At 60.6% G+C, this 21,119-nt stretch carries 13 protein-coding genes and 1 tRNA gene; 7 read left to right on the top strand and 7 right to left on the bottom strand.

The genetic code is table 11. The features are described from left to right. Together MWL89_RS01080 and MWL89_RS01075 are read left to right on the top strand one after the other, a co-directional pair. Nucleotides 1-1,074 carry a molybdopterin-dependent oxidoreductase gene (locus tag MWL89_RS01080; RefSeq protein WP_244411412.1) on the top strand — a complete coding sequence of 358 codons (1,074 nt, stop codon included), beginning with the start codon at nt 1-3 and terminating at the stop codon, nt 1,072-1,074. 257 nt (nt 1,075-1,331) lie between these two features. Then, nucleotides 1,332-2,852, top strand: a complete 1,521-nt coding sequence (locus tag MWL89_RS01075; RefSeq protein ID WP_244411411.1) for a helix-turn-helix transcriptional regulator — start codon at nt 1,332-1,334, stop codon at nt 2,850-2,852. Between the two features lie 35 nt (nt 2,853-2,887). Here MWL89_RS01075 and MWL89_RS01070 read toward each other — a convergent pair whose 3' ends face one another. The 5 genes from MWL89_RS01070 to MWL89_RS01050 all read right to left on the bottom strand — a co-directional run bounded on the left by MWL89_RS01070 (nt 2,888) and on the right by MWL89_RS01050 (nt 8,023). Further along, nucleotides 2,888-3,673, bottom strand: a complete 786-nt coding sequence (locus tag MWL89_RS01070; RefSeq protein WP_102379372.1) for a glucose-1-dehydrogenase — start codon at nt 3,671-3,673, stop codon at nt 2,888-2,890. 112 nt (nt 3,674-3,785) lie between these two features. Beyond that, nucleotides 3,786-4,256: a MarR family winged helix-turn-helix transcriptional regulator gene (locus MWL89_RS01065; RefSeq protein ID WP_244411410.1), complete on the bottom strand. Its 471-nt coding sequence runs from the start codon at nt 4,254-4,256 to the stop codon at nt 3,786-3,788. A gap of 285 nt (nt 4,257-4,541) precedes the next feature. Then, complete coding sequence (locus MWL89_RS01060; RefSeq protein WP_244411409.1) at nt 4,542-5,522, bottom strand: CPBP family intramembrane glutamic endopeptidase; 981 nt, start codon at nt 5,520-5,522, stop codon at nt 4,542-4,544. A 107-nt stretch (nt 5,523-5,629) separates the two neighbouring features. Then, on the bottom strand, nt 5,630-6,538 hold the full coding sequence (locus tag MWL89_RS01055; protein WP_244411408.1) for a PGN_0703 family putative restriction endonuclease: 909 nt from the start codon (nt 6,536-6,538) through the stop codon (nt 5,630-5,632). A 135-nt stretch (nt 6,539-6,673) separates the two neighbouring features. After that, nucleotides 6,674-8,023, bottom strand: coding sequence for a citrate/2-methylcitrate synthase (locus MWL89_RS01050; protein WP_244411407.1), 1,350 nt, complete (start codon nt 8,021-8,023; stop codon nt 6,674-6,676). Nucleotides 8,024-8,461: 438 nt separating this feature from the next. On the opposite strand from MWL89_RS01050, the gene MWL89_RS01045 reads away from it, so the two are divergent. After that, nucleotides 8,462-8,538 (top strand) — tRNA-Arg (locus MWL89_RS01045). A gap of 819 nt (nt 8,539-9,357) precedes the next feature. Here MWL89_RS01045 and MWL89_RS01040 read toward each other — a convergent pair. Together MWL89_RS01040 and MWL89_RS01035 are read right to left on the bottom strand one after the other, a co-directional pair. Further along, nucleotides 9,358-17,193, bottom strand: a complete 7,836-nt coding sequence (locus MWL89_RS01040) for a Spy0128 family protein (RefSeq protein WP_244411406.1) — start codon at nt 17,191-17,193, stop codon at nt 9,358-9,360. A 515-nt stretch (nt 17,194-17,708) separates the two neighbouring features. Continuing rightward, on the bottom strand, nt 17,709-17,888 hold the full coding sequence (locus MWL89_RS01035) for a hypothetical protein (protein ID WP_244411405.1): 180 nt from the start codon (nt 17,886-17,888) through the stop codon (nt 17,709-17,711). A gap of 119 nt (nt 17,889-18,007) precedes the next feature. Between MWL89_RS01035 and MWL89_RS01030 the strand changes: the two genes are divergently transcribed. From MWL89_RS01030 to MWL89_RS01015, 4 genes are all read left to right on the top strand, one after another. Further along, on the top strand, nt 18,008-18,283 hold the full coding sequence (locus tag MWL89_RS01030) for a type II toxin-antitoxin system RelB/DinJ family antitoxin (protein ID WP_244411404.1): 276 nt from the start codon (nt 18,008-18,010) through the stop codon (nt 18,281-18,283). 2 nt (nt 18,284-18,285) lie between these two features. Beyond that, nucleotides 18,286-18,576, top strand: a complete 291-nt coding sequence (locus tag MWL89_RS01025; RefSeq protein WP_244411403.1) for a type II toxin-antitoxin system RelE/ParE family toxin — start codon at nt 18,286-18,288, stop codon at nt 18,574-18,576. 1,445 nt (nt 18,577-20,021) lie between these two features. Continuing rightward, entirely contained in the window at nt 20,022-20,810 is a 789-nt protein-coding gene (locus MWL89_RS01020) for a ParA family protein (protein WP_244411402.1), read from the top strand. Next, nucleotides 20,800-21,081, top strand: coding sequence for a hypothetical protein (locus MWL89_RS01015; protein WP_244411401.1), 282 nt, complete (start codon nt 20,800-20,802; stop codon nt 21,079-21,081). The genes MWL89_RS01020 and MWL89_RS01015 overlap by 11 nt, the downstream gene beginning before the upstream one ends. Nucleotides 21,082-21,119: the final 38 nt, after the last annotated feature.

The raw sequence follows: 21,119 nt of genomic DNA, 5'->3' as shown, positions 1-21,119 counted from the left end.
ATGACGAAAACCACCAACAGGATCATGGCCGGCATGGCAGGGGCGGTGCTCCTCGCTTCGGGTGCGGATGCCGCCTTCGCAGGCCTCACACCGGCCGTCGCCGAATCCGACACGCAGCCGACGGGCACCGTGCATTCGGTTGCCGACTACGACATCCGCAGCTCATGGCTCGCACAAGACGAAGGCTACACGCAGGTTGCCGACGTTCGGGGAACGTTCGACTTCGACCAAGAAGGAGTAACGCCCAACGACGAGCTGTTCAACGTGTTCGGAACCGCGATCCTCTCGATGTGCTCCAAGCCGGCAGCCGAGCTCGAGGTCGAGCAAACCGGCGTAGCGAACTACTACATCAACGTGGGCGGCAACGTCCAGAAGAGCTTCACGCTCGACCTGTCCGAACTCGAAGACGACGAGCAAGAGATGCTCATGGGATGTTCCTGTGCCACCGGCTCGCCGTTCGGGCAGGCTTCGGTCATCGGCATACCGCTCGCTTCGGTCGTTGGCATGGCAGAACTCGAAGAGGACGTGAACACCGTCACCGCGTACGGCGCCGACGGGTTCGGCCAGCCGCTGCCGCTTCAGTACGCGCTCGACAAGAACGCGCTTCTGGTATACAAGGTCAACGATCAGGAACTGAGGTCTTCGGAAGGATCGAGCATACAGCTCTGGATGCCCGAAACAGTGGCACGCTACTTCACGCGCAACATCGCGTCCATCGAGCTTACGCGCGAGGATTCCGTGCCCGACGTACAGCAGGTCGACCCCACCTACCGTAACAAGATCGAGATCAAGAACTCCTCCGATGGCTGCACGTTCAGAGCGGGCGACGACATCACCTTCGAAGGCGTCGCCGACGACTGCGGCAGCCCCGTCACGGCGATCGAGTTCTCCTTCGACGACGGCCGCACCTGGACCGTCTGCGACACGGAAGGCGCCACCGCCGACAAGTGGGTGAATTGGAGGTTCACCACAAGCTTCGACGAGGCGGGCGACTACCAGATGACCGTGCGGGCCCGCACCGCAGACGGCGTGGTATCGCCGCTTTCCGCGAGCCTCACGTTCGAGGTCGCCTAGGCGAAACGCATCCCATCTGCGCTCGCAGGCCCAAGGGTGCCTGCGAGCGCAGAACTCCCACCCTTGCATATCGCACGTCGGGCACCGGCTCCGCCCGACGTGCGATACTGTTTCCAGCGAATGCCCAAGCACCCGAGCGCTACCGCGCGACCCGACGTGCGGGCGCCGGGCGGCATTCGTTATCGGGCCCCGCGGTCGCCGAACCTCCCTCGGTGCGCTATACTGCACAGTGATTTTAGGGGGATGAAAGCGAAGCGATGAACACCGACCGCCGTACCATGCTTATCTGTGCAACGTTTTCCGCGCTGGGGCTTTCGCTCAATCTGCTGTGGTGCACGCTCATGGGCCATACCCCTGGATTTCTGCTCTCATCGCTGAGTTTGGGCGAGATGGTCAACGCCCGCACGTTCTGGTTGCTGGGCATCCTGCTCATCAGCATTCTGTTCGTCGCGCTCCCCCGACAGATATCCGAACGAGACCGCAGCCTCGCCTACGTGATGCCCGTGCTTTCGGCAGTGGGAACCGCCTGCTTCGCCCTCTCGTTCAACCAGAGCTTCTTCGATCCCACCGTTCTTGCAACGACCGGACTTACCGTTGCAGGCCTCGGTTACTTTTGGTTCGTATCCCGCTATGTCGCCCTCCTCGCAAAGACGCAAGGGTTCTCTGTCGTGGTCTGGTGCATCGTCGCCGCCTTCCCGCTGCGTCAGCTAGCGAGCCTCGGGCTCGATAGCTTCCTCGATCCGTCGCAACAGGTTATGGTTGCCATCGCGCTGCCGTTCCTGTCGGCATTGTTCCTCGGATTCGCGCGGATCACCGCACGCAAAGCATCGCAGGGCGAAGAATCCGAGTTCGACGCAACCGACGCTTCGGCCCCGCAGCCGACAGCCGAAGCGCTCGGTCGGCCAAAAACCCTTCGCCACGCGCAAGGTGCAAACGATATGGTTATCGTGCTTGTCATCGCAGGCGTGCTGCTTGCCATGGTGCGTATCTTCGGCCCATCGGGCGTATGGGGCGATTCCAACACCACCTACTTCGACAGCCTCGGCCGCATTCCCGCCATCTCGGTGCTTACGATCTGCCTCGCGCTGTTCGCTTTGCTCACGCTCTTGCTCATGGTGAGAAAACCTGTATCGATCCGCTTTCAGCTGCCCATCCTCGTAGTGATCGCAGGCCTGTTCGTCGTAGTCATCCGCTCCCAGCTCGGTGATTCTTCCTCCGCGGTTTTACTCGACAGCATTGTGCAGGCGAACGATCCGTTCGCGCATCTGCTGTTCTGGTCGGTTATCGCAGCCGCTTTGACGGCGCTCGACATGCCCGAGAACCGCATCATCGGCATTCCCGGACTCGTATATGCGGCGAGCTCTATCGTCTGGGTGGTGTTCTTGCGCGGTAGCGCCGTCATCGAAACCGCTGTCATCCTCGTCGTCGTAGCGATCGTGATGAACCGTTCATGGTTCTCGGGCCTTCTCAAAGGACGCGACGGGGCTGCCGATGTCGAATCGGCGGATGAGCCGGAAGATTCCGCCTCGAGGCTGGCTCAAACCATTACCGAGCGCTGCCAGGAGGTTGCATCGGAGTACGGGCTCTCGCCTCGAGAAGCCGAGGTATTCCTACTGCTCGCCCAAGGCCGCACCTGCTCGTTCATTCAAGACGAGCTCGTGCTAGCCGAGAGCACCGTGAAAACGCACATGTCCCATATCTACGCCAAGATGGAAGTAAGCGGGCGGCAGGGCATGATGGACCTCGTGTTCGGGGAATCCGCACGGGAGAAACCGTAGAATGCACCGATCGCCTGGGCGCCTCGAATCCCCGCCTACCCCTTCCCGTATTGGAACGACGGGTAAAGCGTCATGCCGCCGTCGACGAACAGCGTGATGCCGGTCACGTAGCGGGCTTCGTCGGAGGCGAGCCATGCCGCAGCCGACGCAACGTCTTCGGGATCGCCGATGCGGCCCATCGGTACCATCGAGACAGTAGCCTCGTACTGTTCGGGATCGGAGAACTTCTCCTTGTTGATGGGCGTGTTGATGGCACCGGGCCCGATGCAGTTCGCCCGGATCCCGCGATCGGCGTATTCAAGGGCGATCGTCTTGGTGAACATCTCCACCCCGCCTTTGCTCGCCGCATAGTGGGCAAACGTCGGCCACGGTATCTTCTCGTGAACCGACGACATGTTGATGATCGAACCGTGTTTACCCGTCTCCATGAAATGCTGGAGGGCACACCGCGAGCCCAGAAACACGCCCGTAAGGTTGGTGTCGATCACGCGCTTCCAATCGTCGAGCGAAAGCTCGTCGGTCGGAAACCGGTTTTCCATACCTGCGTTGTTGACCCATACATCGAGGCCCCCGAATTCGGAAAGCGCCGTTTCAAGCAGGCTGCGCGCACCCTCGTCGGAGCTGATGTCCGCCTGGATCGCGCAGGCACGGCCCCCGGCTTCCTCGATGGCAGACACCGTGCGTTCGGCACCTTTTTCATCGGTATGGTAGTTAACGACCACCGACATGCCCTCGCGGCCGAACCGAACCGCGATAGCAGAGCCGAGTCCTTTGGAGCCGCCCGTCACCACGGCAACTTTTTTATCCAGATCATCGTACATAGCCATCCGCCTTTCGCTTTGGGTATGCACCTCTTTCTATCATCCGAGCGCTTTGCAAACGCGAAGATACGCGATCCATTGACGATCCGTAGCGGGACGGTTGACGATGCGTCTAAATTCGTCGCGCATATCCTCGATCGGCCCCGAAAGCCTCGGCGGCTCTGCCCACGTGCGCGCGAACCGTTCGCAGCGCCCGCAGATCCTCCCCCGATCGACGCGCCGACAGAAGGCCGTCGCCGTTGCCGAGAACCCGAAAGCGGTCGCAGCAGACATCCCTTCCCCGCTCGGTCAGATACACTACCTTGCGCCTCTTGTCGTCGCTCTCCCCTGAAATTGCAGCGTACCCGCCTTCAACCAGCCCCGCGAGAACCGATGAGGCGTACTGCGAAGTCACTCCGAGCGCTTCGGCTATCTCGCCGATGGACGGAGGAACCCCCGAAGAGCAAAGCAGCAGCAGCACCGCGAGCTCGTATCCTTTGAACCCGTCGTATTTCGATCTGAGCAGTATGCCGATCCGTGCATGGATGTCGAACATTTCCCAAAGCAGGCTTGCATCGATACGCTTTTGCTCGGCGGATTCCATACGCTCTCCTATCGTTTCCGTTTATACAAAGATACGCGCAGCACGGCGCGGCGCAGTATCCCACGCCAGGGCGAGCCGACGGTACCTTGGGTTTCTTTCCTTAGATAATAAGACGGATAAAACGCGCTTTTCTCGTCACCAAAACGCCCACGAAACCGCAGGTTCACCGTATCTCCATAGCAGGGAGGGATTTACCTAAATTACTGACAATCCAGATTACGCGTGCAGTTTTGCCCCAACGGCGCCCAACGGCCGTACCGCTCGAGTACACCCGAGCAGCTCGCGTTACGAAACGACCGGCAGTTCCTTTTCCTTCGCAGGAGCCAGCTTGAAAGCGAGCACAACGAGCCCGGCAACGACCGCAGCGCACAAGAGCGTAATGCCGACCAAGGGAGCCGTTGCCTGCGAGGAGAGAAAGCCCCGACCGATCACCGCCGTAAGCACAACCGTCGAGTTGATGCCCGCATGCAGGAGAAACGGAGCCCAGAACGTCTTGTACCGTTCGTACACGAACGCAAGCAGCAATCCGTAGAAGAAGGCCGTCACACCCTGCGTCACGTTGCCGTGGGCAAGCGTGAACACGAGTGCCGAAAGCAAGCCTGCGGAGACCGGAGCCATCCACTCGCGAAGACGGCTGTACAGCAGAACGCGAAACACCAGCTCCTCAACCGCAGGCCCAATCACTCCGATGACAAGCACCGAAATAAAGGGACTCGCCGAAAACACGAGCTCCTGCGTTCCATCGTCGCCGAACCCGGTCAGCTCGAACAAGCTTATCGCGCAAAGCGCCGTGGCGATGCCCATCGCGAAGCATAAAAGAAGCTTTCCGAAACCAGGCAGACGGTATTCCTTCCAAGCGCCTTTCGCCCTCAGTCGGTTGCCGTCCATGATGCGAAAGGCAATCAGGAACGGAACGGCCACCACCTGGGAGGCGACCGTGCCCAACAGCACCAACCAAACGAGTTCGTAGCCTCCGGCCATGGTGCGAAACATCGGGCTTCCCACCATTGCGGATGCCATCACGATACCGGCAAGCACCTGTACGCCGAAGATGAGGAGCACCGGGTAAGCCGCGCGCCACAGACGAATGCCGATCCCGTCGGGCTTAGAAGCAGGAACGGGATAAGCCTGCGGGACGGGCGGTTGCGTACCGTAGCCGGATTGCTGATAGGGCTGCTGATAGGGTTGCTGCTGGCAGAGCGGCTGCTCAGAAGGCTGCGGCTGTTGAGCCGGATGGAAAGCGGGCTGCGGATGCTCATCGTTCATGGAAATCAACTCCATCGTCTGTTTTCATCAGTATACCCGACTTGCCGCCGAGGAATCCGCTGCCTCCTCGCCGAGCTTTTCAGAAAGGTGCGCTGCGATTTCGCTCGCTATACCAAATACCGCGCAAGTTTCGCCTTCTGCTCGTCGGTCTTTTCCAGACAGGCGAGAAACCGATCGACGGGCACGTAGTCGATGACAAGGTCGAACCCGCGTTTCTCGAACAGATCGTACACGGGACGCGCCGTCCTGATGAAATCGAAGAATTCGAGCCGTTCGGTAGCAAGCCACGCCTCGTACTTCTTCTCGTAAGGAGCGAGCAGCGACGTATCGCGCACTTCCCAGATGCAATTGACAAGCTTGATCGACGAAACCTCTTCGTTTTCGAGATTGGTATAGATGGCAAGCAGGTGTTTCGCCATCTGCAAAGCATCGAACCGCGAGAACCTCGTCTTACGCGAGCCCTTCCAATTCGGATCGCCCTTGACGAGGCCGTTGAACAGCTCGATGAACACGGCGGCGTCTTCTTTGGGAATAAGGTAGCGATCGGGGTCGAGATACGAAACGCGCAGCATCTTCATCCACCCGAGCATCCACTCGGCCATCTTCATCTCGCAGTACACGACCGCGTTCTTGTTCTCGGCGAGCAAACGGGCATCGAGGTTCGCCTTGTTGGGGTTGCCCTGCAGCGTGGGCAATTGATATTCGTAGTTGATCGAATACCGGCCCTTCGGGGCAAGCATCGAGTCGACGATGCGCACGCGATGGTTTCCCAGCAGGTTGAACGTCATGGCCGACGACGATCTGAGCGCACGCATCTTCTCACCAAGCTCGACGCCCACCCCTTGCGCATACTCGCACAGGTGGCATTCCGCCATGGTATCGACCAGATTGTCCTCGAGATGCGCGACGTAGTACGGGGCCATGGCGTCGCTCTCGCATCCGCCGAACTCGCAGCTTCCGTTTGTTTCCTCGAACCGCTTCTTGATAAGCTCGATCACCGTTGTGGGAAAATCCATAGCCTCTTCCGCTCGTTTTCGCTTCTAGCATCGCTGAGATTGGCATCGCTTTTTCGGCTCCAGCGCTGAATACTTGCCGCCCGATCGGGTATCATATGCAAAAGGCCCCCTGATCGGGGGCCTTGGGTTCTGCTCTTAGCGCTCGTCGATCGACTTGTAGGGGCGCTTGCCCGAATGGGTGGTCTTGTACGCGGGGCGGATGATGCGTTTGCCCGATACGATTTCCTCGAAACGGTGCGCCGCCCAGCCGGCCATGCGCGCGCAGGCGAACAGCGGCGTAAACAGATCCTCGGGGATGCCCATCATCGAATACACGAAGCCGGAGTACATGTCCACGTTGGCGCACATGTCCTTGTTCGTGCCCTTCTCCTTGAGGATGACCTCGGGAGCCAAGCGCTCGATGTTCTGCAACAGCTCGAACTCGGCTTCGTATTCGGTACCCACCGCCAAACGCTCGGCGAACTTCTTGAGGATAACCGCACGCGGATCGGAGATCGTGTAGACCGCATGACCCATGCCGTACACGAGGCCCGTGCGATCGAAGGCCTCTTTGTTGACGATCTTCGCAAGGTAATCGGCAACCTGGCCCTCGTCGGACCAATCCTGCACGTTCTCCTTGATTTCCTGCTGCATGGCGAGCACCTGGTGGTTCGCGCCGCCGTGCTTCCAACCCTTGAGCGACCCGATGGCCGCAGCGTAGGTGGAGTACGCGTCGGTATCGGCCGAGGTGACCACGCGCGTGGTGAACGTCGAATTGTTGCCGCCGCCGTGCTCGGCATGCAAACACAGCATGACGTCGAGCATGCGGGCCTCGTCGGGCGTGAACTGACGGTCGGGACGCAGCATCGACAGAATGGTCTCCGCGGTCGACTGGCCGGGAATGAAGCGGTGCATGATCATCGAGCCGTTGTTGTACTTGGCCTGCTGCGCGTAGTAGGCCAGCACCATGATGCGGGGTACGCGCGAGATGAGCGAGATGGCCGTATGGATCTCGTGCTGCGGAGCGCGATCTTCCGCGTTCTCGTCGAAAGCGTAGAGGAGCAGGATCGAACGCGCGAGAAGGTTCATGATATCGGGCGGCGTGTTGCGCATGATGAGCGATGCGGTGAACCCGTCGGGCAGCTCGCGTTCGGCATCGATCACCGAAACGAAGCGGGCGAGCTGTTCTTTGGTCGGCAGCTCTCCCATCAGCAGCAGGTACGACACCTCTTCGAAGCTGAAGCGCCGATCGCTCGAATCGTCTTCGAGCAGATCGTAGAGATCGTACCCGCGATAGCGAAGCTGCCCCTCGTCGGGGGTCTTCACCCCGTCGGACACGACGTAGCCGTGCACGTTTGCGATGTTCGTGATGCCGGCGATAACGCCCGTGCCGTCCGGATTGCGCAACCCGCGCTTCACCTCGTATTGCTCGAAGAACTCAGGTGCAATGGAATTGACCTTCTGGAAGTTCTCGTAGAGCGCGAACTTTTTCTCTTCGTCGTTCATCCAAACCCCTTTCTGATTGCAGGACGAGCAGCGCGAGCCGTTCACGTGCGATCCGGTGCATCCGCGGCGATGCGGATCCGAACCGCCGTACCAGCCGAATCGATCACCCCGATTTCGACTGCACGATCTCAAACGCCCTGTGTGCGGCGTCTCCCCTGATGCCAATATGATCGGTGTACGATGGGAGCCCTTGGGATATATCGGACTATTGTAGCGTCCCGAGAACCGTTCGCCTATATCAAACCGTACGTTTTTCGGGAAAGGGTCTTACCGATGCGCGGGAGTGCATAGTCCACGATGCGCATCGACCTTGTTTGAAGAAAAAACCCGCCGCCTGAAAGGGGGAAACACGTAAAGCAAACATTTTGCATCATTTTTGAAAAACCCTTTGACAATTCTATGCAATACTGGCAGAATAATCGAGCTGTTGAAATACATGCGCCGTTACCTCAGCTGGATAGAGGGACTGACTACGAATCAGTACGTCGGGGGTTCGAATCCCTCACGGCGCACCACTTGTCATCCCAGATCAGAGCCGATTTTTTGGCTCTGATTTTTTGTTTTACGGGGACGTTTTGACCAAAAATTGCCGAAATTGGCTCACTAACTCGGTTCAAACGCCTTTCTATGTTTCGTTGCAAAAATATTTTCTCTCTCCACGCATGGAGATTTTGTATACGCGCTCAATAGCGTTCTGATTTGGCTTCAAGGCAGGTGTAAGACGCTTGGCACCGCCTTTGAAAAAGACGCTTAAACAACGTTTCAAAGGAAGACGTTTGATTGCGCCCTTTTCGATGCGGCACGATTTTTCGGTCGGGGGTTCGGCAAAAAGCTAAAAGCTCACGGCGCACGTTACGCCTCGAGACGTCCTTGCTGCAGCGATTGCTTTCCGAAGCGCGTTTTAATCCGCTGCGCCGCACATAGCACAGCCTGCATCACGTCACGGGACGCAGGTGCCCGAAAAGAGGCGTCCGGCGCTCACGGCAAGCTCTTGCCGCGGAGACGAGATTCTGCAATGTCCGACTCTGATCGAGGCGAGGGCGAAACGCAAAACAACCGTGCCCAAAACGGCGGCGGACGCTGCTGCGGAGCTCAGAAGCCCATGCGGACATCGCATATCGCCGTGGCCTTCGCCCGACCTTATCGGCCATGGCGAGATGGCTCCCGAAGCGACTTGCGCACGGCGAGGGGCGGCGCATGGCCCTGGTCATCGACACGCGTCCAAGCGGTCAAAGCGATCGCCCGCCGCCTCGCGGCTCGCACCCAGGCGGGAGGCCGCCGTCTTGCAGCTCGGACCCTCGTCGAACAGGCCCGCGGCGACCTCCCCCGCCTACCTACTCCAGCGCATCGCGGCCGCCGCCAAACCGGCGCGCACGTCGCAGGCGCGCCGCCAGCGCAGCGACCCCCAGGGCCGCGGCCGCCAGGGCCGCTCCGGCGATCGCGGCCGCAGGGGCGGCGTCGCCGGTCCTCACGAGCGCGCCGTCGCCATCGCCTGCCAGCGGCAGAGGCTTCGGTCCCGGACCGACCGGCGCGGCATAGGCATTGCAGAACGCCATGTCCTCGGCGCCCTCCACCGAGGCGGTCAGATGACCCTCCCCGTCGTCGGTCACCGTCACCACGACCTCGTGCCTCGCGTCGTCGTAGGCCACGCCCTCCTGGCCGTCGTCCACCTCGACGATCGTGTAGGTGTAGATACCCGCCTGCGTGAACTCGACGGTCGGGAACGTCACCGCGCCGCCCTCGTCGTTCCTCGCCTCGCGGAACACCTCGCCGTCTCGGTCGAGCATCTGGAACGTGAACTGCCCGTCGGCCAGCTCGGCGCCCTCGAGCTCCTTGGCGGCGCCCAAGGTCACCGAAGCGGGAGCGGCGACGTAGGAGTTCCGGAACACGATCTCCTCGCTGCTGGCGCTCCACGCCACGGACATCGTGCCGTCGCCGTTATCGGTGACGGTCGCGGTCAAGAGGTGGATCGTGCCATCGTAGGTGACGCCCTCGAGGTCGCCCTCGGGAACCATCTCGGATAGCTCGAACTTGTACGTACCCGGCGCCATGAACGTGATGCCGCCCAGGGACACGTTGCCCTCGGCGTCGCTCACGCCCTCGGAAACCAGCGTGCCGTGCTCGTCGCGCAGCTCGAAGACGAACTCGCCCTCGACCAGCTCGCGGCCGGTCAGCTGCTTGGTCACCTTCACGGCACCCTCGACACTCGGGTCAGTGGGCGACACCGGGTCGGTGGGCCGCACCGAGTAGGTGTTCACGAAGGTAAAGTCGGTCGCCTCGCCAGCCGTGCTCTTCGCGACATCCAGCGTGCCGTCGCCGTTGTCGGTCACCGTCACCTCGATGGTCTTGACCTCGGCATCGTTGACCACGCCCGCTACCGAGCCGCTCTCGGTGATCTCGTAGGCGAAGGTCTTGGTGCGCTGCGCCGCCATCGGGGCGACCTCGGCGACCTCGGCAACCTCGCCGGTGGCCTCGTCGACCGTCGGCTCCTCGGACGCCGCGGCCTCGCTGCCGAACACGTTCTCCATCGTGTACACGATCTCGCCGAAGTCCACGTTGCCGAAGGCGTCGTTTGCCACGGTCTTGGCATCGCCGCTGGATCCCTCGGGCATCGGCGCGCCGTCAGCGCCCTTCATGGTGAAGGAGAATTTGCCCGCGATGTCCGGCGGGGTCAAGCCGTCGGCAGCATCCAGCGCCTTTGCTCCCTTGATGGAGATCGCAGCCGACTCGGAAGCGCCATAGGCGTTCACGAAAGCCATTTCGGGCTGGCTCACCTTGGCGGTCAGCGCGCCCTCGCCGTCGTCGGTCACCTCGACCGTGAAGCTGAAGCTCTTCTCGACAGCCGCCACGCCGCCGTCGAGCGAAGCCTCGTCCTCGGCGACGATGTACTGGTAGGCGTACACGGCAACGCCGTCAGCGCCCTCGGTGCGCGTGGCCGCGCCGCTTGCGGCATCGGAGTTCAGCTTCTCCGTTGTGTAGACGATAGGATCGAAGGCCACGGTTCCATCGGCCGCATTGGTGCCGCGCGCAACCTCCGCACCGTTCTTGTCCGTCACCACGAACGAGAACTCGCCATCGGCCATCGGGCGTCCGATCAGCTCCTTGGAGGCCACGATCTGCGCCTCGCCCTCGCCGCCGACCGTTGCGGAATCGGCCTCGTAAGCGTTGTCGAACGCCAGCTGCACCGGTTCGCTTGCGGCGCGCGAGGCGGCTTCGCCGGTATGCGTGGCCGCAAGCTCGCCGTTCACGTACACGTCCACGGTTAGCGCGCCGTCGCCGCCGTCCGACACCGCGAACCTCAACTCGTACACGGTGTCATCGTAGGTGTAGCCCTTCGCGCCGTCGTCGATCTCGGACACCTTGTAGGTGTACGTCTTTCCCGCATCGGCCTTCTCGAACACCAGACCGGTGGAGACGGGCACGACATCGGTGGCAACGTTGCCGTCAAGCTCGGCATCGCCGGTGGTGTACTCCCTGTTCCCGCCCAGCTTGTCGATGGAAGCCTGGTCCTGGCCTTCCATCTTGAAGTCGAACTGCCCGGCTTTGATGGCATGCCCGGTGAGGTTCTTCACGATCTCCAAGCCGCCGCCCGCAACCGTGTCGAAGTCAACTTCGCCCGTGTCGTACGTGTTGACGAAGGTGCCATCCGCCACGGTCGCGCTGGCAACCAGCTTGCCGGCGCCGAGATCGGTCACGGTAACCTCCACCTTGGCGGTGTTGGTGGCGTATGCGATGCCCGCGTTGCCGCCCGCAACCTCGTTGACCTCGTACTCGTAGGTGCCCGCAGCCGCGTACTCGATCGCGCCGAAGTCGAACTTCGCGGTCTTGCCGTCATCCTCGGTCGGAGCGTTCACGACAACGGTATTCACCGCATTGCCCTCGGCATCGGTCGGCATCGGCGCGTCGCCGACGGGCGTCAGCGTGAACTCGAACGCATAGTCGTCGGTCCATTCGCGGCCCTCGAACACTTTGGCGAGCTGGAAGCCGGCGGGCACGCCCGTGGCGGCCTCGGCGTCGTAGGTGTTCGTGAACGCAGCCACGCCGTCGATGGTGGCCACCAGCTGGCCCTTGCCGTTGTCCGTCACCTCAACGGCGATGGTCTTGGACGCGGCGTCGTACGTCCAGCCCGCAGGCGCGTCACCCTGCGCCTCGTCCTCAACAACCTGGAACTGGTAGATTCCCTTGGCCTTGAAGGTGAACATGCCGAAGTTCGCGGTCTTCTTATCGCCCACGCCGAAGTTCTCGGTCACGGAAGCCTTGTCCGCGCCCTCGGCAGCCTCGACGTTGTTCCACTTGGCGTCGTCGGGGTTCACCTTGCTCAGCGTGAAGTTGAAGTCGGCCTCGGTGCCCTTGCCCTCAACCGTCTTCTCAACGCTCAGATGCTGCGTGGCGTCGTCGCCACCCACAATTACGGGTTCGGCCTTGTAGCTGTTGGTGAACGTGGGGTTGTTGCCGGAAACGGCGTTCACATGCAGCGCGCCGTCATATTCGTCCTGGGCGTTCCGCGGGCTCACGGTCACAGTGATGGTGTACGTGCTTTCGTCGTACGTCCAGCCGTCGACACCCTGGCCGCCCTGGTTTTCCGTCACCTCAAAGGTATACTCGCCAGCCTCGACGAAGGTCAACGTGCCGAAGGAAATCGGCGTGGAAGAGCCGTCCGCCAGCGTGCCGCTAGTGGAGGCGGTCATCTCGCCGTTCTCGTCCAAGCCCTCAACGTTGGCGGCGTTGTTCGAGGTCAGCCTCAGCGTGAAGTCGAACCGCGCATCGGTGTCGGCGCCCTCAACCTTCTTGGTCACGCTCAGCGCCGTGCCGCCCTCAAGCACAGCGGGAGTGGGCTCGTACACGTTGGTGAACGAAACCTTGGCCGACTGACCCTCGTCGGAGTTGTAGGTGCCCACAAGTTCGGGCGTGCCAAGTTCGCCCTCGGCGTTGGCGGTTCGGTGCACCTTGGTCACGGTGTGCATGGTGCCGTCAAGGTCGTCCACGACCTCGATGTCAACGCGGTAGGTGTTCTGGTCGTAGGTCAGCGAGGGCTTCTGCTGCGCAGGCAGCACCTCGTCGACGATGTAGGAATACGTCTTGCCCGCATCGGACTGGGTGAACGTCAAGCCGGACAGCTTGGCAGCGCTCCACTCGGCACCCTCTGCGCTATCGCCGTTGGTGAAGCGCTTGTCCTTGTCGAACAGCTTGACGTTGGCGTCGGCCGCAGAAACCGTGTCGGACGCAACGCCCTCGATGGTGAACTCGAATTCGCCCGCGAACATCGGACGACCCTGCGTGGTCTTCGCCACGGCCAAGCCGCCGGCATTGCCATAGCTCATCGAAGCGGTGTAAACGTTCGTAAACGCGTTGCCTGCGGCATCGACATTGGTGCCGTAATCGACAGCAGCCTTAAGCGCGCCCGTCTCCTTGTCCAGGGTCACGTTCACGGTCACGGTGCAGTCGTGCGTGTCGTAGTTCACACCACCGGCCTTGTCAGCCTCGGCGGGCACGTTCTCGCTCATGGTGAACGTATAGGTGCCCACCTTGGTGAAGGCGATGTTGCCGAAGTTGAAGTCAACGGCAACGCCGTCCTCGCCGCCCTTCGCGGCGGTGGAGGTCAGGCCGTCGGTGGTGATACCCGTCACCGTGCCGTTGTTGATGGCGGCAACCGTGTTGCCCGTCGGCGTCAGCCGGAAGATGAACTCTTCGCCCTCAAGCATGTCGCGCCCGGTCATGGTCTTGGTGCCCGCAACGGCGGTGTCGCCGGAAAGCGTGGCGGAATCGGGGGTGTAGCTGTTGGCGAACGCAATGGCGTCGGCATCGCCCTCCGCCGTGGAATACGTCGGGGTGGCGGTGATGTGCGCGTGGGCGTCATCGCCCTCGCCCTCCGTCTCTTCGGTCACTTCAACCTTGACGGTGTAGACCGTCTTATCGTAGCTCATGCTCTCTTCGGTGCCCGCGACCTCGGCCACTTCGTACACGTAGGTGTTGCCCACGCATGCGGGGCCGAAGATGATATCGGGGAAGTTGAACGCGTCGGCCACGTTGCCCTGCTGCATGGTGGTGCCTTCGGCACCGAGGGGCATCGGCACGTCAGCCGCAGAGATGGTCAGGTTCTGGTCGGAACCGCCATCGGTAACGTAACCGCCCTTCGCTTTCAGCTGAAAGGTGAACTTGTTCTGGTCGATGGGGTTGCCTCCCTGGCCGCCCTCGGCCACGGAGTTATCCGTGTAGCCCTTCGTGCCTTCGAGGTTCAGCACGGCATTGCTATCGATGGTGTAGATGTTGTTGAACACGGCGGTGTTGCCGTCGGCGATCTCGGGCTCAACCAGTTCAATGCCATCGTCGCCCGTCAGCTTCTCGACTTTGGGCGTAGCCGTCATGGTGCCGTCGCCGTTATCGACCACGCGCACAATCACGCGCCACTGCGCAGCGGAGTAGTTCACGCCCACCAGGTTGCCGCGCTGCTCGGTGATGGAGTAGCGGTATTCGCCGGGCTTGGTGTACGTGATGGCGCCGAAAGCGGCCGTGTGATCCGCGGTGTTCTTGCTGACAGTCACCGTTGCCGGGTTGGGCAGCGGGGCGCTGTCCGTGGCTCCAAAGGTGAAGGCGAACTCGTCACCATCGCGCCAATCGCGGCCGGTGAAGCCCTTCCGCACCTTCAAGGTGCCGTCAGCCAGCTGGGTTTCCGCGGCCTTGTATTCGTTGACGAACTGAGCCGTGGCAATTTCGCCCGCCGCAAACGTGCCAGCAGTACCAGTTGTTTGGTCGGCCACCTGAGTGAAGCCCGCAACCGGCTGCTCGGTTACGGTGTAAGCGCCACCCGCAGGCAAGCCGTAAATGTAGAGAACCTGATTGGGCTTGATGGCATGTGCGGCTTTGCCGTCCGAAACGGCTACGGTGAAGCCCGGGTCGCTCACAACAGCCCCGTTCTGCTTCACCTCGGCCTTGTACGCGCCATCGGGCACGTTCTCAAACGCCATGTCGAACGTGAAGTCGGTGTCCGTGTAGTTGGAGGCATCGAAGCCTTCCGCCGCAGTGATGTTCTTCTTCACTTCAAGCGTGGCGCCCTGCTCGACGGACACCTTGCCGTTGTTGCCGAGCGAGACGACAATGCCGCTCTGGTCGTCGTTCCAACTGGGCGAGATGAATCTCCCGGCAGTGCCGGTAATATTAGAATCCTTTTCAGCGATGAAATCGTTCGTGCGATTCAAACGCGGAGCACCCGCCTTCATGAAGGCATTGCCATCACTATCGGCACTCCAGTTGTTGGCATGCTGGCTCTGGAACACACTCACAGAGATGGCGATAGCCTCTGTCTGCGCCGTGCCGACAGTGCCGTCCTGCGTGTAGAACTCATTCTTGTAGTACACGGTTTCGGTCTGCCGACCTTCGATATCATTCCGGGTGGCACGCTTCGTGCACCCTTCGTCGGTGTACAGCGGCGTGTTCTGGGTGAAGCAGTAGAACTTGTTGGTGGACGCAGGCGTGAACGTGGCGGTAGTGCCAGCGGTTTTCGCGTCGCGATTCCAGTCGTTGGAATAGAAGGCCACGGTGCCGTCTTCGGTCTTGTTGGCGGCGATGTAGGCGCTCATCGCGTTATCGGGGTTGTTCACCTTGTCCTGCACGCCATCCTGCAAGCCCACGCTGTAGAACACTCGGATGGGATACGCCTCATCCGTCTCGAACGTGGTGCTGCCGTTTTCCGTCTTGACCGTGTAGTTGCGCAGCGGGATGAGCTGAGCGGGGATCTTCACCTCCACGGTGTCGCCCGCACCGTTCTCACCCGGCGTGACCTTCACAGCAAGATTCGAGAGGTCGGCATCCGGGTACACGGGGTTGCCCTCGACGCTGCCGGAGAATGCGAAGGAGCCGTCGTCCTGACGCACTCCATTGAACGTCCGGTTCGCAAACACCACGGTCATGGCGTCGCCCTTGACCTCCATGTAGTCGCCTAGTGTATCGGTAAAGGTGATGTACCCGCCGTTCGCACCTCCGAAGCCCTCTTCAACCTCGGTGGGAGAAGATCCCGGCATTTTTATCTCTTCGAAGATCTCCTCGAAAATCCTATCGAGTTCAGCGGAACTCTTTGCGGCCATGTAGCACTCAGCGCCTTCAGCGCGATCACCCCACGTCACATTGAAAGCCCTATTGTTGCCGGAAGCGCTCGCCGTGGGATAATTGCTGGAAACCGCATTCATATACTTGTTGAAGTCTTCTTGCGTCGTATCCGAGGGGTCTGCTGCATCGAATACGCCAACGGAGAAGACAATAGCCCCCGCATCTTTAAGTTCTTTGGAAGTGTTCACCGTCGATGCAGCAACAGTGTTGTCAAAACCGTTCTGATGATTCGGCTCGCCATCTGTAAAGAACAAAACCACTTTTTGCGCATTCTCGCGCGCCGAATTCAAGGTTGTCTGGGCACTTTTCATGCCCTCGTCCGCATACGTTGCGCCATTCGCGCTCAGCCCATCGACAATGTCGTGAAGCCGCGTGACGCCGCTGCCATACACGTCGGTCAAGCCGGCCCTTGTTTCAGAGCCCGTCGCATAGGTAACGATCGAGATGCGATGCCTATTCGCGGGATCCTCTATGCCGGCGTTTTCCTCTGCCGCCTTGTCAATGAAGTGATTCACCGAATTCTTAAGCGCAAGCATCTTTTCGTCGATGCGCAGGTAGAACTGAACGCCGTTGGGGTCATCGGGGAATGTTTTAGGAGTCTTGTACTCCGGAGATAACAAATTTCCCGTATACCACTGACTGGTGAGGGCGTTCCACTTCACCTTGACCCATTCGCCATTCTCTTGGATGTAATACCCGCTCTCCGAACCAAAGAGGTCGCCAATAGAATCCCAGAAATTGGACTCGGGGTTGTAGTCCTCTGCATACGAAATCTCGGACAGGGAATCGCCCATGGAACCAGAGGTGTCCAGCACGAGCACGATGTCGAGCGGTTTGCTGGAAGTGGAAGTGAGGTTGGAAGTGGAGGAAAGTGCCGAGAGACCCACGAGGAAGTCGGCGCCGTCGGCTTTGTCTACCTTGATGCTGTCTGACGTGCTGCCGGACAGCGTGATGTCATCTGTTTGAACCGTCTTGTCGGTCCAGATGCGACCGACGTTCTCGGTGCTGTTTTGCGCGTGGCTCTCCCACGTATCAAGCGTGGATTGATCGGCCACCACAGCGCTCATGTCGGCGAATGCCAAACCCGGCACAAACGAGAGGACGAAGACGATTGCGGCTAAACAGACGATTAGCCTAGAACTGCGCCCCCCCCCATCTGCCTTATCTCAATCCTCCCATCAACCATAATCTGCTCCGTTCCTCACAATTCAGTTCCATCGCTTAGTAACAGGCATCGGCGCTGCACGACGCCATGTATGCCTTCGTCGCAATTATATAAAGGGAATGACAGGTAAAATGTCGCTCGCAATGCAAAGACGCGCGCTCATATTCTCTGATACCCCCCCCCATCAGGATGAATGCTAGTGTTAACTTGATTAAAACACCCATTTGAAGAAGCGAAATATTCAAAAATTTTCCATATTGATCAAGTGAGGCCATGGTGGATCTTTACGATATCCGTATGAGAAGCACGCGAGTTTCGCGCCGAATCCGCGTCGGCCTTGCGCAATTTATTATCTCCCAGCACGTAAGCAAGGGAATAGAAGGCATAGGCGAATCATCGTGAAGGCGACTCGGTTTTTCACGATGCGGCGCACCGGACGATATCGAAGGCGAATCGCTCTATCCTGCCGTGCACCTCGATCTGCACCTCGTTGAGAAGGCCCCTCTCCAGCCTTCTTGGGAAGAGCAGATTCGTCAAGAATCCCGCAGCGAGCCGCTTCTCGAACGTCCCAGCCTCGACGGTCGAATCCTTGCCCATGGCGGTTTCGCAGTTTCGCAATTGCGAAGATGCGCTGTTGTGAATGGTTGAATACAATCAATCGGTTGTAATGCAATGTATATACGCTATATATACATCATCACCGAAAGGAGAATGCTATGGCATCCGTGACTTATCCCATATGGGTCGACGATGCGCTCAAGGGCGACGCGGCACGCGTCGCCGAGCATTACGGCTTCGACCTCGCCAGCGTGACAAGAGCTTTCTGGAAGCAGATGGTCCGCACCGAGAGCATCCCGCTCACGCTGCGCAGCGAGGAGCCCAACGAGGAGAGCCTGGAGGCGATCAGGGAAACGGAAGAGATCTTCGCAAGCCATCGACCGGGCGAAGGCTTCAAAACCGCCCGAGAGCTCCTTGACGCTGCGAGGAAATAAGCATGCTAGCTGCAAAATTTGACGAGAGGTTCAAACGCGACCTCAAGCGCCTTGACAAGAAACATGTGGACGACAAGCCTCTGGAAGCCGTCATCGCGCTCATCCTCGAGAACACCCCCGAGTCCATATCGGAGCTGAAAAGGTGCCGCAACATGTACACGCTGTCCGGCAAGTGGTCGGGCAGCAACGAATGCCACGTGTGCAACGCCGGGGACTGGCTTCTCATCTGGAGCGTGAAGGGCGATATGGCGGTCATGCAGAGAACCGGAACGCACGACGAGCTGTTCAGATAGGCTATCGGAGCCGGGAGAAACCCTCTTCGATTCCCTCTCGGCTATCCGCCGAACCCGTTTTGTCCGTCCCGAAGGCTGCCTGGCGGCCATGGAAAACCCTGCGCTGCGCTTCGGGTTTCCCACAACCGCATGACCGTTTCGCGCCTTCGAACGTCTCCGTGTGGAAAACGCTGCGCGTTTACCACACTCCGACCGGCGCTCCACTACGTCGGTTTTAATTTTCAAATGGAAGGAAGAAGGCGCGAGGCCGCCGCACCGAAGCGTCGGGAACCGCCCGCAGGCGCGACATGGTTCGCCCTATGCGGAACCGCTTCGCGGCGGCTTCCCGGCTTACCTGCTCATCTATCCCTTGCAGGCCGCCCCGGCCCGGAAATCGGACCTTCGGCGGCGCGGGAAGCCTCATAGACTTCCAGCCTCTCTTCTCGCATCGCGGGCGAGCCCCGCCGCGCCGTGGTAGATGCACTGCGCCTGACGGATGCCTTCGGCCTCGGATATTCGCCGCCTTACGCGGGCCTTTTCAAACGCTTTCGCGCTGCCGTCCGGGCACGGCTCTATGGTCTACCGTGGCAGGGACGCAAAAGGCCCCCGCGATTCGCAGGGGCCTTGGGTTCTTTTCAGCTTCTGAGCAGCGCAAACCGACACATTATCTGCATGCGCGGCGAACGTGCGCATGGTATAATCGCCATGTGGCGCTGAAGCCGAGGCCTATCCCCCTCGAATCAGTCCCGCAGGTGCTGGTAACACCTCCGGGCTTGCCACAGATTGTACACCCGCCCGCCCCGGTAGCCGCCGATCGGGCGGGTTTTTTCGTTTCGGGGCGGAAAACTCAGCCGCCCCCCCCCATCGCCGATACACCCCTGCAAGCGCCCCATCGCCCTTTTCGCATTTTCCAACCTTCGCATTTGCGAACGCTGCGCGCAGGCGAGCAGCTGGTATCTGGCTCGACGGCGGAAGCGCGTTTTCGCACGTTCGCATCTTCGCACGACAGGAGAAGGCACCCGGTGAAGCCGGGAGCGCAGTACAGGCATGTGTAGGGAATGTGAAGGGCGATGCGTCGAAGGCAGAAGAGCCGACGCCGGAACGGTGCCCCGCCGCGACGAGCGGCGGCGTTGCGAGCGGCAGGGCGCCGAGAGCGGCCGACCCGATGCGGGCAGGGATCGGAACTAGGCGGGGCATGAGTCCGTCATAACTGTCTTTGATGATATAAACAATCTTTTATATTTAATTGTTTGATTGCTATATCGTATTCGCAAGTTCATATATTCGCATTTTGGAATCGTATAATGCCTGTTAATTTGGCGTTTGATTTTGCAGGGTTTATGAAAATGCGCATTTTCGCATTTGTAAAACAATCAAACTCCGTTTTTAGTTTAATATATAGACAACGAAAGGAGCAGAAACGGAAGGCGCATCCGCAGCCGTCCGCGAGAGAAGGGAGCCGCAGCATGTACACGTTCGCGATCGTCAACCAGAAAGGGGGCGTCGGCAAGACCACGACCGCCGTGCAGCTCGTAGCGGGGTTGAGCGAGCGCGGCTACCGCGTGCTCGCCTGCGACATGGACGCCCAGGCCAACCTCACCGGCACGCTCCTCGGAGAGGAGTCCCTTCCCGAGGACGCGCCCACCATGTACGAGGTCCTGACCGGCGAGGCGCAGCCCGGCGAGTCGGTGCTGGAGGTTCGGCGCGGGCACCTTCTGCCTGCGTCCAGAGCGAACAAGAACCTCTCGATCATCGACGCCGCCATAGGCAACCACCCCGACAAGCTGTACCGCCTCCGCGAGGCGCTGTCGAAGGTGGCGGACGGGTTCGACTTCGCCGTGATCGACACGCCGCCGGCGCGCGACACGCTCGCCTACAACGCCCTCGCGGCCGCAACCGGCGTCGTCATCCCCGCCATAGCGGGGGAATACTCGCTCGACGGCATCGCCGACCTTGCGGACAGCATAGACAAGACGAGGCGCTACACGAACCCCGGGCTGTCCATCCTGGGCGTGCTCATCACCCAGCACCGCGCGAACACGAAGCTCGCCCAGGGCATGGCCGAGGGCGCTGCGGCGATGGCGGAAGACCTCGGCACCCGCGTTTTCCCGCGCCCGATCCGCGAGGCGATCGCCATCGGCGAGTCCCAGGCATGCTACACGGACATCTTCGACTACGCCCCCCGAAGCGAAGTGGCGGGCGACTACCGGGCCATGGTCGACGGAATCCTCGAGGAGGTGGCAGATGGCAGGTAAGGATTTCAGCAACCCCCGCGCGGCGGGGCGGACCCGTGCCCTGGTCGAAGAGCAGGTTCGGTTCGGAGCGCCACCCGCGACGGAGCCTTCCGCCGCCCCCGAGAAGGCTGCGGCGGTCCACGAGGTCGAACACAGGATGACCGCCGTGTTCGACGACGACCTTTACTGGCGGGTCAAGCGGTACCTCGCATCGCCGGGCGCGCCGCACAGGACCTATTCGGACATGGTTCGCGAGCTTGTCGAAAGGGAGCTTGCGGGCAAGGGTTTCTAGAAAAAACGGTCCCCGCCCGGTCGGGGAAGAGAAGAAAG

It is taken from the genome of Raoultibacter timonensis (assembly GCF_022845715.1).
Taxonomy (GTDB): Bacteria; Actinomycetota; Coriobacteriia; order Coriobacteriales; family Eggerthellaceae; genus Raoultibacter; species Raoultibacter timonensis.
This window is presented reverse-complemented; position numbering and strand designations above follow the sequence as displayed.

Bases quoted from the DNA above. Each gene is read 5' to 3' on its own strand.
- MWL89_RS01020 (WP_244411402.1), top strand. From the start codon at position 20,022: ATGTACACGTTCGCGATCGTCAACCAGAAAGGGGGCGTCGGCAAGACC.
- MWL89_RS01035 (WP_244411405.1), bottom strand. From the start codon at position 17,888: ATGGGCAAGGATTCGACCGTCGAGGCTGGGACGTTCGAGAAGCGGCTC.
- MWL89_RS01075 (WP_244411411.1), top strand. From the start codon at position 1,332: ATGAACACCGACCGCCGTACCATGCTTATCTGTGCAACGTTTTCCGCG.
- MWL89_RS01015 (WP_244411401.1), top strand. From the start codon at position 20,800: ATGGCAGGTAAGGATTTCAGCAACCCCCGCGCGGCGGGGCGGACCCGT.
- MWL89_RS01060 (WP_244411409.1), bottom strand. From the start codon at position 5,522: ATGAACGATGAGCATCCGCAGCCCGCTTTCCATCCGGCTCAACAGCCG.
- MWL89_RS01050 (WP_244411407.1), bottom strand. From the start codon at position 8,023: ATGAACGACGAAGAGAAAAAGTTCGCGCTCTACGAGAACTTCCAGAAG.
- MWL89_RS01070 (WP_102379372.1), bottom strand. From the start codon at position 3,673: ATGTACGATGATCTGGATAAAAAAGTTGCCGTGGTGACGGGCGGCTCC.
- MWL89_RS01080 (WP_244411412.1), top strand. From the start codon at position 1: ATGACGAAAACCACCAACAGGATCATGGCCGGCATGGCAGGGGCGGTG.
- MWL89_RS01065 (WP_244411410.1), bottom strand. From the start codon at position 4,256: ATGGAATCCGCCGAGCAAAAGCGTATCGATGCAAGCCTGCTTTGGGAA.
- MWL89_RS01055 (WP_244411408.1), bottom strand. From the start codon at position 6,538: ATGGATTTTCCCACAACGGTGATCGAGCTTATCAAGAAGCGGTTCGAG.
- MWL89_RS01030 (WP_244411404.1), top strand. From the start codon at position 18,008: ATGGCATCCGTGACTTATCCCATATGGGTCGACGATGCGCTCAAGGGC.
- MWL89_RS01040 (WP_244411406.1), bottom strand. From the start codon at position 17,193: ATGAGCGCTGTGGTGGCCGATCAATCCACGCTTGATACGTGGGAGAGC.
- MWL89_RS01025 (WP_244411403.1), top strand. From the start codon at position 18,286: ATGCTAGCTGCAAAATTTGACGAGAGGTTCAAACGCGACCTCAAGCGC.